We start from the raw sequence: 12508 nt of genomic DNA, 5'->3' as shown, positions 1-12508 counted from the left end.
TCGTTCGACAGCGTGCGGCCGAGCGCGTCGCACGCGCCGGCCAGCACGCGCTCGATGCGCAGCCCGAGCAGCGGCATCACGGCCGGCCGCGCATCCGCGCCCGGCCAGCGGGCATCGAGTTCGCGCACGAGCACGTCGGCCGCCACCGCCTCGCTGTCGAGCAGCACGCCGTCGCAATCGCAGATCAGGACGTTCGTCGCGGTCATTTGACGGCTCCGAACGTGAGCCCGCGCACGAGCTGCTTCTGCGACAGCCAGCCGACGATCAGGATCGGCGCGACCGCGAGCAGCGAAGCCGCGGACAGCTTCGCCCAGAACAGCCCCTCGGGGCTCGAGTACGACGCGATGAACACGGTCAGCGGCGCCGCGTTCGAGCTCGACAGGTTGATGCTCCAGAACGCCTCGTTCCACGACAGGATCACGAGCAGCAGCGCGGTGGACGCGAGCCCAGGCAGCGCCATCGGCATCAGCAGGTACACGATCTCCTGCCACGTCGACGCGCCGTCGATCCGCCCGGCTTCGAGGATGTCCTTCGGGATCTCGTTGAAGTACGTGAAGGTCATCCACACCGCGATCGGCAGGTTGATCAGCGTGTAGACGATCACGAGGCCCGACACGGTATCGAGCAGCCCCGCGTTCTTCCACAGCAGGTAGATCGGCACCAGCACGCCGACCGACGGCATCATCTTCGTCGACAGCATCCACAGCAGCACCTTCTGCGTGCGGTGGTTCGGGAAGAACGCCATCGCGTAGGCGGCCGGCACCGCGAACAGCAGCGAGATCACCGTGACGCCCGCCGAGATCAGCACCGAATTCCACGCAAACGCGAAGTAGTTGCTGCGCGCGAACACCTCGCGGAAGCTGTCGAGCGTCGGGATGAAGAACAGTGTCGACGCATACGCCTGCTGCTCGGTCTTGAACGCGGTGATCGCCATCCAGAAGATCGGGAAGAACAGCAGCAGCGCGATCAGCCACGCGAGCGTGCCGGGCAGCGCGCGCCGCACGAGGTCGAACACGGCCGGCACGCGCCGGCCTTCGAAGGTCAGGTCGCTCATTTTTCGTACTCTCCCTTCAGGTTGCGCGCGAGCATCCGCACGAGGAAGAACGACACGACGTTCGCGACCACCACGGCGATGATGCCGCCCGCGGACGCGAGGCCGACGTCGAACTGCTGCAGGCCGAGCGCGTAGATCAGGTACGACAGGTTGGTCGTCGCGTCGCCGGGGCCGCCGCCGGTCGTCGTGTAGATCTCCGCGAAGATCGACAGCAGGAAGATCGTCTCCATCATCACGACCACCGCGATCGCGCGCTTCAGGTGCGGCAGCGTGATGTAGAAGAACATCGCGATCGGGCCCGCGCCGTCGATGCGCGCCGCTTCCTTCTGCTCCTGGTCGAGCGACTGGATCGCGGTGAACAGGATCAGGAACGCGAACGGCAGCCACTGCCACGCGACGATGATGATCACCGCGGTGAGCGGGTAATCGGCGAACCAGTCGATCGGCGTCATGCCGAGCGCGCGCATCGCGTTCGCGACGAGCCCGTACACCGGGTGCAGGATCATGTTCTTCCAGATCAGCGCGGACACCGTCGGCATCACGAAGAACGGCGCGATCGCGAGCAGGCGTGCGACGCCCTGCCCGTAGAACTTGCGGTCGAACAGCACGGCCATCAGCACGCCGCCGATCACCGTGATCGCGAGCACCGCGCCGATCAGCACGAGCGTGTGCCAGATCGCGGGCAGGAACGACGGATCGGTCGCGAGGAAGCGGTAGTTGTCGAACCCGGCGAAGCCCTTCACGTCCGGGTTCAGCAGGTTGTAGCGCGAAAACGAATACCAGATCGTCATCGCGAGCGGAATCGACATCCACAGCAGCAGCACCGCGACGGACGGCGAGACAAGCCAGCTCGCGCCGCCGCGCGCGCGGCGCGGCGCGCCGGGCGGCGACGACGCGTCGCCGACCGACGGCGCGTGAGCGTGGCTCAGGGGAAGACGCAGGTGACGCATGATCGGAGTCCCTCCGGTTGATGCGCGGGCGCGAAGGCCTGCCCGCCTGTCAGCTTCGACGACACGCACCGTGCGCCACCGCGCACGGTGCGGGCCGCGTTACTTCTTGTAGCCGGCCTGCCGCACCGCGCGGTCGGCGGCGGCCTGCCCGGCGGCGAGCGCCTGGTCGACCGACATCTGGCCCGCGACCGCACCCGCGATCGACTGGCCGACCACCGTGCCGAACGACTGGAATTCAGGAATCCCGACGTACTGCACGCCCGTGTACGGCACCTTCTTCAGCGACGGATCGTTCGGGTCGGCGGTCTCGATCGCCTTCAGCACGAAGTCCGAGAACGGCGCGGCAGCCTTGTACTCGGGGCGCTGATAGGTCGACGTGCGCGTACCCGGCGGCACCGACGCCCAGCCCTCGTCCTTGCCGACCATCTCGATGTACTGCTTCGACGTCGCCCACGCGATGAACTTGCGTGCGGCGTCCTGCTGCTTCGACGTCTTCGGCACGGCCAGCGCCCACGCCCACAACCAGTGCGAACCCTTCGGCGTGGCGGCGACCGGCGCGGCCGCGAAGCCGATCCTGTCGGCCACCTGCGACTGCTGTTTGTTATAGAGCATGCCGGCCGCGACCGTCGCATCGATCCACATCGCGCACTTGCCCGACGCAGTGAGGGTCAGGTTCTCGTTGAAGCCGTTCGAGCTCGCTCCCGGCGGGCCGTTCTTCTTCAGCAGGTTCACGTAGAAATTGATCGCCTTCTTCCACTCGGGCGACGTGAGCTGCGCATTCCAGTTCTCGTCGAACCAGCGGCCGCCGAACGTGTTCACGACCGTCGACACGTACGCCATGTTCTCGCCCCACCCGGCCTTGCCGCGCAGGCAGATCCCGTAGGTGCCCTTCGCCTTGTCGGTGAGCTTGTCCGCGAATTCCGCGATCTGGTCGTAGGTCGGCTGGTCGGGCATCTTCAGCCCCTTCGCCGCGAACAGGTCCTTGCGGTAGAACGTCATCGAGCTTTCGACGTAGAACGGCAGCGCGTACAGCTGGCCGTTGTACGACAGGCTGTCGCGCGCGGTCTTCACGATGTCGTTCAGGTCGTAGTCGGCGGGCAGGCCCGTCATCGGCGCGAGCCAGCCGCGCTTGCCCCACTGCGGCGTCTCGTAGGTGCCGATCGCCATCACGTCGAACTGGCCGCTGCCGGTCGTGATGTCGGTCGTCGCGCGCTGGCGCAGCACGTTCTCCTCGAGGATCACCCAGTTCAGCTTGATGTCCGGGTTCGCCTTCTCGAAGGCCGGCGACAGCTTCTTCAGCTCGATCATGTCGGGATTGTTCAGCGTCGCGATCGTCAGCGTGCCGGCGGACGCGGCGCAGGCCGCCGTCGCGAGCGCGGCTCCGGCGAAGCAGCGTGCGGCGGCGTCGAGCATCTTTCGTTGCATGGCATGTCTCCTGTGTTTGTTCGAAGTGTCGTCGGTACTGCGTTTCCTTCGCGGCCCGTCACGCCGGCCGCTGCATTCCGCACGCGCGCGCATAGTGCGCGATCACGTCGCGTATCCGGTGCCGCACCCACGCGCGCGGCTCTTTCGCGAGGCCGCCCGCGCGGCAGGCCGCGTACACGTCCGGCAACCACTGCGCGACGAGCGTTTCCGGCACCGGCTGCCGCGCAAGGTTGTCGAACAGTTGCTCGACCGCGGCCGCGACGGCCGGCTGCAGCCAGTAGTAGCGGATCCGGTCGCTGTAGCTGAACTGGCGCGCGAGCCGCTGCGCGGTTTCGTCGCCGCGGTAATACGGTGCCCAGTGCTCGGGCTGCGCGCGCATCGCGGCGTCGACCACGTCGCGCAATCGCGAGCGCTGCGCGACGTCGTCGATCAGCGCATCCTCGATGAAGGTCAGCGCGAACAGCGCCTCGCGCAGCGCGAACGTCAGCGCGGGGCCGACCTTCAGCACCGCGAAGTGGTCGCGCACGAGCGCGGCGAGCGCACCCTCGGTCTGGTAGTCGGTCGAGTGCGCTTCGAACACGAGGCCCGGTGTCTGCAGGATACTCGCGCCGAGCGACGCCGCCTTGGCGCTGTCGTAGTCGAGCACGTGGCGATCGTCGAAGTCGACCCCCGGCTGCGCGACGACCGCGACGACGCGCGTCCACGCATCGTCGAGCCCGGCCGCCGCGAACGCGTGGCGGTGCGCGTCGAGCGTCGCCGCGATGCTGTCGCTGCGCGTGACCGCGATCTGCGCGATCGCTGCTTCGCCGTCGTCGCCGTGGCCGCTGACTTCGCCGCCCGGCGTCGGCACCTCGGTGCCGATCACGTAGACCGGCGCGAGGCCGGCGCGCGCTGCCGCGTCTTCCGCCGCGCGGCACAGTTTGGCCGCGCGCGCGGCGATCGTGCGATCGTCGAGCCGCGCCGGATCGTCCGCGCACGCCATGCTCGCATCGAGGTGGATCTTTTCGAAGCCGGCTTCGACGTATGCGGCGACCATCGCACTCGCTTCGCGCATCGCGTCGGCCGCGCGGCGATGCCGCCACGGGTTCGGGCCGAGATGGTCGCCGCCGAGCACGAGCGCCGACGGCGGCAGCCCGCAACGCTGCGCGATCTCGTCGACGTCGCGGCGGAAATCGGCGGGCGTCATGCCCGTATAGCCGCCGAGATGGTTGACCTGGTTGCAGGTCGCCTCGATCAGCAGCGGCGAACCGTCCGCGCGCGCCGCTTCGCACGCGGCCTCCAGCACGAGCCGGTGCGCGCTGCAGATCGCATAGATGCCGCGCTGCGCGTTAGCGCGGTTCGCGTCGAAGATCATCCGCAGCACGGTGTCCGCATGCGCGGTGCGCGTGCGTTCGGCAACGGTCGTCAGGCCGGACATGCGATACCTCGTTCGGCCAGGAAACGGTCGATCTCGGCCGCGCTGCTGTTGCCTTCCATCGGGCCGCGCCGCGTGACCGCGATCGCCCCGGCCGCGTTCGCGCGGCGCAGTGCGACCTCGATCGGCACGCCGGCGACGAGGCTCGCGACCAGCGTGCCGCCGAAGCAGTCGCCTGCGCCGGTCGGATCGACTTCGTCGACCCGGAACGCCGGCGCTTCCGCACGGTGCGCGCGATCGAACGCGACACTGCCGTGCGCGCCGCGTTTCAGCACGACACGCTCGAGCAGCGGGTGCGTCGCGAGCAGGCCCGCGATCGCGCGCTCGGCCGGCTGCGGCCCGCAGAAGAACGGCAGGTCGGCTTCGCTCGGCAGGAACAGGTGGCACGCGGCAAGCATCGCGTCGAGCGCCGCGCGCATCGGGCGAAAGCTCATCATTTCGGGCCGCACGTTCGGATCGAACGATACCTTCGCGCCGGCGCGCGCGGCCTCGATCACGCCGCGCTGCACGGCCGCGATCGCCGATTCGCTCGTCAGCGACGAGCCCATCACGTGGAAGTAGCGGCAGCCGTCGAACATCGCGGTATCGACATCAGACGCATCGACACACGCGGCCGCGCTGGTCGACAACGTGTACACGAAGCTGCGCGAACCGTCGTCGCGATACGCGACGAACGCGGTGCCGGTCGGGCGCGCGACGCGGCGGATGCGCGCGACGTCGACACCATCGCGTTCGAGCCGCGCGACGATCGCATCGCCGAATGCGTCGCGACCGACGCAGCCCGCATACGCAACGCTTGCGCCGAGCCGCGCGGCCTGGTCGGCGAAGATCGCCGGCGCGCCGCTCGGGAACGGCCCCTCGAACAGGCCCGGCGCATCGAAACCCTGGCCGCGCTCGGCGGCGACGAATTCGGCGAGCAGTTCGCCGGCGACGACGATCTCGGCCATCAGGCTAACCCTCCTCGTTCGACGGCGGCCGCGACGTGCGAGACAACTGCCTCGTCCCGGACTGGCCGGCAGGTGGTGGCGCGTGCGAGCGGCATCGCTTCAGCTCATCCAGTTGCCGCCGTCGACGTTCAGCGTCTGGGCGGTGATGTAGTCGGCGTCGGACGACGCGAGGAACAGCGCGGCGCCGGTCAGGTCGCCCGGCACGCCCATGCGGCCGAGCGGCACGGCTTCGCCCACCAGCCGCTTCTTCTCGCCGAGCGGCCGGTTCTCGTAGCGCGCGAACAGCGCGTCGACCTGCTCCCACATCGGCGTGTCGACGACACCCGGCGCGATGCCGTTCACGTTGATCCGGTGCGGCGCGAGTGCGAGCGCGGCCGACTGCGTGTAGCTGATCACCGCGGCCTTGGTCGCGCAGTAGTGCGAAACGAGCGCCTCGCCACGACGCCCGGCCTGCGACGACATGTTGACGATCTTGCCGCCACGGCCCTGCTCGACCATCCGCTGCGCGACGGCCTGCATCAGGAAGAACAGCCCTTTCACGTTGACCGAGAACAGCCGGTCGAACACGTCCCACGATTCGTCGAGGATCGGCCGCATGTCGAACAGCGCCGCGTTGTTGAACAGGATGTCGACGCCGCCGAAGCGCTCGACCGCCGTGGTGACGATCCGCTCGATGTCGTCGCGGCGCGTGACGTCCGCGGTGACGGCCACCGCGCGGCCGGGGTTCGCCTCGATGAGCCGCGCGAGCGAGCCGCCTGCCGGCTTCAGGTCGACGAGCACGCAGCGTGCGCCCTCGTCCAGATAGCGTTGCGCGACCGCCTCGCCGATGCCGCTTGCGGCGCCCGTCAGGATTGCGACCTTGTCTTCCAGTCTCACTGGCTGTCTCCGGTTCGTTCTGCTTGTCGACGGCCGCGAGGTGAGCGAACGCTCGCCAACCGATCAATTGCTCTGTTAGTGATCGAATGATCGGACACGCGATTCGCGCTGTCAAGGCGACGTGACGGCTTTCTATGACGCGCTGCGGCACAACGGCGCAGCATGGCGGCCCGCCGCGCACGCCCGGCAAGGCGTAGCGCGTACGGTGCGGCGCGGTCGGAGTGGCGATGAAGGGGACGGAGCGAGGACGGAAACGGGATTTCGCGCTGCACGGCGCGGCGATACGTTATATCATCGCCGTACTTTGTTTCATCGCCCTGCTTCACGCCATGGCTACCTCCTCGTCCATTGACGCCCGGCTGTCCCGGGCCGACGCATTCGCCGCCGAGCACGGGCTCGCGTGGACGCCGCTGCGCCGCCAGGTCTACGAACGCGTGCTCGCCGCGCAGCGCCCGATCGGCGCGTACGACCTGCTCGCCGAGCTCGAGCCGCAGCGCGGCCGCGTGCCGCCCACGACCGTCTACCGCGCCCTGGATTTCCTCGTCGAGCACGGCTTCATCCACCGGATCGAATCGAAGAACGCGTTCTTCGCGTGCTGCGAGATCGGCGTGCCGCACGAAGGCCAGTTCCTGATCTGCGACTCGTGCGGCGACACGGTCGAGATTCCCGGCGGCGACCTCGCGAAGCAGTTGTCCGCGAGCGAGCCCGCGCACGGTTTCGAAGTCCACCACCAGGTCGTCGAGCTGAGCGGCCTGTGCGGGCACTGCAAGCACAAGCCCGTGCAACGCTGACGCGTTTCGCGCGGCGCCCGCGCCGCCCCTTCCAACGAGGAGTTCCATGTCCATTGCCCTGAAGCGCGCGCCGCGGCGCGCCGTGTCGCCTGTCCGCTGGCTCGCCGCCGCCGTTGCCGCCCTGTCGCTCGCGGCGCCCGCGTTCGCGCAGGCCGCGACCGTCGACGTCGTGGCCGCCGAGAATTTCTACGGCGACGTCGCGTCGCAGATCGGCGGCAGCCATGTCGCGGTAACGAGCATCCTCAGCAATCCGGACCAGGATCCGCACCTGTTCGAAGCGAGCCCGAAGACCGCCCGCGCGCTCCAGCACGCGCAGGTCGTGATCTACAACGGCGCCAACTACGATCCGTGGATGAGCAAGCTGCTCGGCGCGTCGAAGCAGGCGAAGCGCGCGACGATCGTCGTCGCCGATCTGGTCGGCAAGAAGGCCGGCGACAACCCGCACCTGTGGTACGACCCGGCGACGATGCCGGCCGCCGCGCGCGCGATCGCCGCCGAGCTCGGCCGCGCCGACCCGGCGAACAAGGCCGAATACGATGCGAACCTGCAGAAGTTCGTCGCGTCGCTCAAGCCCGTCGACGACAAGGTCGCCGCGCTGCGCGCGCAGTACAAGGGCGTGCCGGTGACGGCCACCGAGCCCGTGTTCGGCTACATGTCCGACGCGATCGGCCTCGACATGCGCAACCAGCGCTTCCAGCTCGCGACGATGAACGACACCGAAGCCAGCGCCCAGGACGTCGCCGCATTCGAGAACGACCTGCGCAAGAAGCAGGTGCGCGTGCTGATCTACAACAGCCAGGCCGAAGAACCGATGACCAAGCGCATGCTGAAGATCGCGCGCGACGGCGGCGTGCCGACCGTCAGCGTCACCGAGACGCAGCCGGCCGGCAAGACCTTCCAGCAATGGATGGCCGGCCAGCTCGACGCGCTCTCGGCCGCGCTGGCCGCCGGCAAGAAATGAACACTCCGTAACGACATGACCGTCACTCCTCACGCACTCGCCGTCGATCGCGTCACGCTCGAACTGGGCGGACGCACGATCCTGCGCGACGTCAGCTTCTCGATCGAACCCGGCGAATTCGTCGGCGTGCTCGGGCCGAACGGCGCGGGCAAGACGACGCTGATGCGCGCGGTGCTCGGCCTCGTGCCCGTGTCGGCCGGCACGCTGTCCGTCGGCGGTGTGCCGGTCGTGCGCGGCAACGCGTCGATCGGCTACATGCCGCAGATCCGAAGCGGCCTCGCGAACCGCCGGATGCGCGGCTACGACTTCGTCGCGATGGCCGCCGACGGCCACCGCTGGGGGCTGCCGCACACGAACGCGGCGACGCGCCGCGACGTCGACCGCGTGCTCGACCTCGTCGGCAGCCCGACGCTCGCGCGCCGGCCGCTGTCGGAACTGTCCGGCGGCGAGCGGCAGCGCCTGCTGCTCGCGCAATGCCTGCTCGGCAACCCGAAGCTGCTGCTGCTCGACGAGCCGCTGATCAGCCTCGACCCGAACCACCAGCGCGGCGTCGTCGAACTCGTGCGCAACGTGCAGCGCGAACTCGGCATCACCGTGCTGTTCTCCGCGCACGAACTGAATCCGCTGCTGAACGCACTCGACCGCGTGCTGTATCTCGGCAACGGCGTGGCCGCGCTCGGCACCGTCGACGAGGTGATCACGAAGCCGGTGCTGTCGCGGCTCTACGGCTCTCCGATCGACGTGATGCGCGTGAACGGCAAGATCTTCGTGATGTCGGGCGACGTCGAGATCGAGAAGCACGATCACGAACACGAGGACGACGACGGTCACTCGCACGGCGGTGGCGGCGGCCACGGCCATCACCACCACGGACACGCTCATCCCGGGCATTCGCACGATGTTTGAATACGACTTCATGATCAACGCCTTCGCGGCGTCGGGGATCGTCGCGGTGCTCGCGGGCATCGTCGGCTACTTCCTGGTGCTGCGCGGGCAGACCTTCGCCGGCCATGCGCTGTCGCACGTCGGCTTCACCGGCGCGACGGGCGCGGTGCTGCTCGGCATCTCGCCGATCTGGGGGATGGTCGGCTTCACGCTCGCGGCCGGCATCGGGATGGGCGCGCTCGGCGAGAAGCTCGCGGGCCGCGACGTCGCGATCGGCGTGATCCTGTCCGGCGCACTCGGCTTCGGCCTGCTGTTCCTGCATTTCTATACGTCGTTCGCGACGCAGGTCACCGCACTGCTGTTCGGCAACGTGCTCGCGGTGAGCCACGACACGCTCGCGGTGCTCGCCGGCATCGGCGCGGTGAGCCTGCTCGCGCTCGCGCTGATCGCACGGCCGCTGCTGTTCGCGTCGTTGCAGCCCGAACTGGCCGAAGCCAAGGGCGTGTCGCTGCGCACGGTGTCGATGCTGTTCCTCGCGGTGTGCGCGCTCGCGGTGGCCGCGGCGACGCAGATCGTCGGCGTGCTGCTCGTGTTCACGTTGCTGGTCGGGCCGGCTGCCGCCGCGCAGAACGTGACGACGCGTCTGTCGACCGGCGTGCTGCTCGCTGCGCTGTTCGCGTTGTTCGAAGCGTGGCTCGGCATCGTGCTCGCGTATCACACCGACTGGCCGACGAGCTTCTGGATCACCGCGCTGTCGGCGCTCGTGTACGGTGCGAGCCTGTTGCGGCGTCACTGAGCACCGCCAGGCGGATCGCCGCCCGAAGGAAATAGAAAACGCCGGCGTGCCCGAGGGCAGCGCCGGCGTTTTTGCATGTGCCCGCGATCGTGCCGCGCGCCGTGTGCCGACCTAAGCGTTAGCTGCTTCCCTTCCCGCTCATCGTGCGAGCACGCGCGCGTGATGCGCAATGTGATCGGCGATGAACGTCGAGATGAAGTAATACCCGTGGTCGTAGCCCGGATGGCGGCGCAGCGTCAGCGGCTGGCCGGCCTTCGCGCACGCGGCTTCGAACACGTCGGGGTTCAGCTGGTTCGCGAGGAACTGATCGGCGAGGCCCTGATCGACGAGGATGCCGTCCGCGAACTTCGGCGCATCGGCGCGCGCGACGAGTTCGCTCGCGTCGTGTGCCTTCCATGCTTCCCGATCGGCGCCCAGATAACCCGAGAACGCTTTCTCGCCCCACGGGCAACGCGTCGGCGCGGCGATCGGCGCGAACGCCGACACCGACCGGTACAGGCCCGGATGACGCAGCGCGAGCGTCAGCGCGCCGTGCCCGCCCATCGAGTGGCCGAAGATCCCCAACCGCGCGCCGTCGATCGGCAGCTCGGCCGCGACGAGCTCGCGCAGCTCGCCCGTCACGTACGTCTCCATCCGGTAATGCGTGGACCACGGCGCCTCGGTCGCATCGACGTAGAAACCCGCGCCGACGCCGAAGTCCCACGCATCGGTCTCGCCCGGCACACCCGCGCCGCGCGGGCTCGTGTCGGGCATCACGAGCGCGAGGCCGTGCTGCGCCGCGTATTGCTGCGCGCCGGCCTTGATCGCGAACGTCTCGTCGGTGCACGTGAGCCCCGCGAGATAGAACAGCGCCGGCACGCGGCCGTGCGCGGCCTGCGGCGGCAGGTACACCGAGAACTTCATCGGCAGGCCGATGGCCGCCGAATCGTGACGGTAGAAACGCTGCTCGCCGCCGTGGCACGCATGCGAGGAAACGAGTTCGAGCATCGCGGTGCGCTCCCGGTCAGTACAGCACGACCGAACGGATCGACTCGCCGGCCTTCATCAGGTCGAAGCCTTCGTTGATCCGCTCGAGCGGCAGCGTGTGCGTGATCAGGTCGTCGATGTTGATCTTGCCTTCCATGTACCAGTCGACGATCTTCGGCACGTCGGTGCGGCCGCGCGCGCCGCCGAACGCCGAGCCCTTCCACTCGCGGCCCGTCACGAGCTGGAACGGACGCGTGCTGATTTCCTCGCCGGCTGCCGCCACGCCGATGATGAACGACTGGCCCCAGCCCTTGTGCGTGCATTCGAGCGCCTGGCGCATCAGCTTCACGTTGCCCACGCATTCGAACGAGTAGTCCGCGCCGCCGTCGGTCAGCTGCACGATGTGGTCGACCACGTTCTCGACTTCGTTCGGGTTGATGAAGTGCGTCATCCCGAACTTCTTCGCGAGCTCGACGCGCTTCGGGTTGATGTCGACGCCGATGATCTTGTCCGCGCCGACCATCTTCGCGCCCTGGATCACGTTCAGGCCGATTCCGCCCAGGCCGAACACGACGACGTTCGCGCCCGCCTCGACCTTCGCCGAGTACACGACCGCGCCGACGCCCGTCGTCACGCCGCAGCCGATGTAGCAGATCTTGTCGAACGGCGCGTCCTCGCGCACCTTCGCCACCGCGATTTCCGGCACGACGATGTAGTTCGAGAACGTGGACGTGCCCATGTAGTGGAACAGCGGCTTGCCGTCGAGCGAGAAGCGCGACGTCGCGTCGGGCATCAGGCCCTTGCCCTGCGTCGCGCGGATCTTCTGGCACAGGTTGGTCTTGCGCGACAGGCAGAACTTGCACTCGCGGCATTCCGGCGTGTAGAGCGGGATCACGTGGTCGCCCTTGCGCAGGGTGCCGACGCCGGGGCCGACGTCGACCACGACGCCCGCGCCTTCATGGCCGAGGATCGCCGGGAAGATCCCTTCCGGATCGGCGCCAGACAGCGTGTAGTAGTCGGTGTGACAGATGCCCGTCGCCTTCACCTCGATCAGCACTTCGCCGGCGCGTGGCCCTTCCAGATCGACTTCCTCGATCGTCAGCGGCGCGCCCGCCTTCCATGCAATCGCTGCTTTCGTCTTCATCGTGTGACTCCTGTCTGTGTGTGAGGTCGGCCCGGGTCGGCGCATCAGCGCTCATGTCGGCCGGCATGGGTGCGCGAGCACCGATGCCGGTTCCATGCTTCGCACCGGGTTCCAGGCAAAGCGGTCGAAGCCGTGCCGCGCGGCATCGCGCACGGCCCGGCAAAAGAATCTCGTGCTCGCCATGATGGCCGGTCCGGCCGTGCATCGCGTGCGGGAAACGGTCGCCGGCTTGCCACGATGCGTCATCGCTGGCGCAAAAGAACAAGTGTTCGAGTTTAAACGCCCGTCGTGAACCATGA

13 protein-coding genes and 1 pseudogene are annotated in these 12508 nt (G+C 68.5%); 4 read left to right on the top strand and 10 right to left on the bottom strand.

Going from position 1 to position 12508, the window contains the following annotated elements; translation table 11 throughout:
* From G3N98_RS34915 to G3N98_RS34885, 7 genes and pseudogenes are all read right to left on the bottom strand, one after another.
* A pseudogene (locus G3N98_RS34915) lies at positions 1–206 on the bottom strand (HAD family phosphatase); the annotation flags it as partial.
* On the bottom strand, positions 203–1054 hold the full coding sequence (locus G3N98_RS34910) for a carbohydrate ABC transporter permease (RefSeq protein ID WP_011353034.1): 852 nt from the start codon (positions 1052–1054) through the stop codon (positions 203–205). The gene G3N98_RS34910 and the pseudogene G3N98_RS34915, both read right to left, overlap by 4 nt.
* Positions 1051–2004 carry a sugar ABC transporter permease gene (locus G3N98_RS34905; RefSeq protein ID WP_011546081.1) on the bottom strand — a complete coding sequence of 318 codons (954 nt, stop codon included), beginning with the start codon at positions 2002–2004 and terminating at the stop codon, positions 1051–1053. The genes G3N98_RS34910 and G3N98_RS34905 overlap by 4 nt, the downstream gene beginning before the upstream one ends.
* Before the next feature lie 99 nt (positions 2005–2103).
* On the bottom strand, positions 2104–3429 hold the full coding sequence (locus G3N98_RS34900) for a sugar ABC transporter substrate-binding protein (RefSeq protein ID WP_089426208.1): 1326 nt from the start codon (positions 3427–3429) through the stop codon (positions 2104–2106).
* A 58-nt stretch (positions 3430–3487) separates the two neighbouring features.
* On the bottom strand, positions 3488–4846 hold the full coding sequence (locus G3N98_RS34895) for a D-tagatose-bisphosphate aldolase, class II, non-catalytic subunit (RefSeq protein ID WP_206150681.1): 1359 nt from the start codon (positions 4844–4846) through the stop codon (positions 3488–3490).
* Positions 4834–5790: a sugar kinase gene (locus G3N98_RS34890; RefSeq protein WP_206150680.1), complete on the bottom strand. Its 957-nt coding sequence runs from the start codon at positions 5788–5790 to the stop codon at positions 4834–4836. The genes G3N98_RS34895 and G3N98_RS34890 overlap by 13 nt, the downstream gene beginning before the upstream one ends.
* 99 nt (positions 5791–5889) lie before the next feature.
* A complete protein-coding gene (locus tag G3N98_RS34885; RefSeq protein WP_089426211.1) occupies positions 5890–6666 on the bottom strand; it encodes an L-iditol 2-dehydrogenase in 777 nt (258 codons plus the stop codon).
* Between the two features lie 329 nt (positions 6667–6995).
* Here G3N98_RS34885 and G3N98_RS34880 point away from each other — a divergent pair, with 329 nt between their 5' ends.
* From G3N98_RS34880 to G3N98_RS34865, 4 genes are read left to right on the top strand one after another with little or no spacing between them, the layout of a single operon-like run.
* The gene (locus G3N98_RS34880) at positions 6996–7457 is read left to right on the top strand and encodes a Fur family transcriptional regulator (protein ID WP_011353040.1); all 462 of its coding nucleotides are present in this window, start codon (positions 6996–6998) and stop codon (positions 7455–7457) included.
* 46 nt (positions 7458–7503) lie between these two features.
* Complete coding sequence (locus G3N98_RS34875) at positions 7504–8418, top strand: zinc ABC transporter substrate-binding protein (protein ID WP_206150679.1); 915 nt, start codon at positions 7504–7506, stop codon at positions 8416–8418.
* Positions 8419–8433: 15 nt separating this feature from the next.
* Entirely contained in the window at positions 8434–9324 is an 891-nt protein-coding gene (locus tag G3N98_RS34870; RefSeq protein WP_206150678.1) for an ABC transporter ATP-binding protein, read from the top strand.
* On the top strand, positions 9317–10099 hold the full coding sequence (locus G3N98_RS34865) for a metal ABC transporter permease (protein WP_027789245.1): 783 nt from the start codon (positions 9317–9319) through the stop codon (positions 10097–10099). Before G3N98_RS34870 ends, G3N98_RS34865 begins: the two co-directional genes overlap by 8 nt.
* 138 nt (positions 10100–10237) lie before the next feature.
* Here the strand turns inward: G3N98_RS34865 and fghA are convergent, their stop codons facing one another.
* The 3 genes from fghA to G3N98_RS34850 form a co-directional block, all read right to left on the bottom strand.
* A complete protein-coding gene (gene fghA / locus G3N98_RS34860; protein WP_206150677.1) occupies positions 10238–11086 on the bottom strand; it encodes an S-formylglutathione hydrolase in 849 nt (282 codons plus the stop codon).
* A 16-nt stretch (positions 11087–11102) separates the two neighbouring features.
* The gene (locus G3N98_RS34855; protein WP_011353045.1) at positions 11103–12209 is read right to left on the bottom strand and encodes an S-(hydroxymethyl)glutathione dehydrogenase/class III alcohol dehydrogenase; all 1107 of its coding nucleotides are present in this window, start codon (positions 12207–12209) and stop codon (positions 11103–11105) included.
* A gap of 51 nt (positions 12210–12260) precedes the next feature.
* Positions 12261–12508, bottom strand: a 248-nt coding sequence (locus G3N98_RS34850; RefSeq protein ID WP_206150676.1) for a hypothetical protein, incomplete at its 5' end; no start/stop codon positions are given.

It is taken from the genome of Burkholderia sp. Tr-20390, assembly GCF_017104595.1.
Lineage (GTDB): Bacteria > Pseudomonadota > Gammaproteobacteria > Burkholderiales > Burkholderiaceae > Burkholderia.
The sequence above is the reverse complement of the archived record's forward strand: the minus strand, read 5'-3'. Positions and strand labels throughout refer to the sequence as shown.

Excerpts from the sequence above, each read along its gene's own strand:
- G3N98_RS34890 (WP_206150680.1), bottom strand. The coding sequence starts at position 5,790 with ATGGCCGAGATCGTCGTCGCCGGCGAACTGCTCGCCGAATTCGTCGCC.
- G3N98_RS34895 (WP_206150681.1), bottom strand. The coding sequence starts at position 4,846 with ATGTCCGGCCTGACGACCGTTGCCGAACGCACGCGCACCGCGCATGCG.
- G3N98_RS34910 (WP_011353034.1), bottom strand. The coding sequence starts at position 1,054 with ATGAGCGACCTGACCTTCGAAGGCCGGCGCGTGCCGGCCGTGTTCGAC.
- G3N98_RS34905 (WP_011546081.1), bottom strand. The coding sequence starts at position 2,004 with ATGCGTCACCTGCGTCTTCCCCTGAGCCACGCTCACGCGCCGTCGGTC.
- G3N98_RS34875 (WP_206150679.1), top strand. The coding sequence starts at position 7,504 with ATGTCCATTGCCCTGAAGCGCGCGCCGCGGCGCGCCGTGTCGCCTGTC.
- fghA (WP_206150677.1), bottom strand. The coding sequence starts at position 11,086 with ATGCTCGAACTCGTTTCCTCGCATGCGTGCCACGGCGGCGAGCAGCGT.
- G3N98_RS34900 (WP_089426208.1), bottom strand. The coding sequence starts at position 3,429 with ATGCAACGAAAGATGCTCGACGCCGCCGCACGCTGCTTCGCCGGAGCC.
- G3N98_RS34855 (WP_011353045.1), bottom strand. The coding sequence starts at position 12,209 with ATGAAGACGAAAGCAGCGATTGCATGGAAGGCGGGCGCGCCGCTGACG.
- G3N98_RS34870 (WP_206150678.1), top strand. The coding sequence starts at position 8,434 with ATGACCGTCACTCCTCACGCACTCGCCGTCGATCGCGTCACGCTCGAA.
- G3N98_RS34865 (WP_027789245.1), top strand. The coding sequence starts at position 9,317 with ATGTTTGAATACGACTTCATGATCAACGCCTTCGCGGCGTCGGGGATC.
- G3N98_RS34880 (WP_011353040.1), top strand. The coding sequence starts at position 6,996 with ATGGCTACCTCCTCGTCCATTGACGCCCGGCTGTCCCGGGCCGACGCA.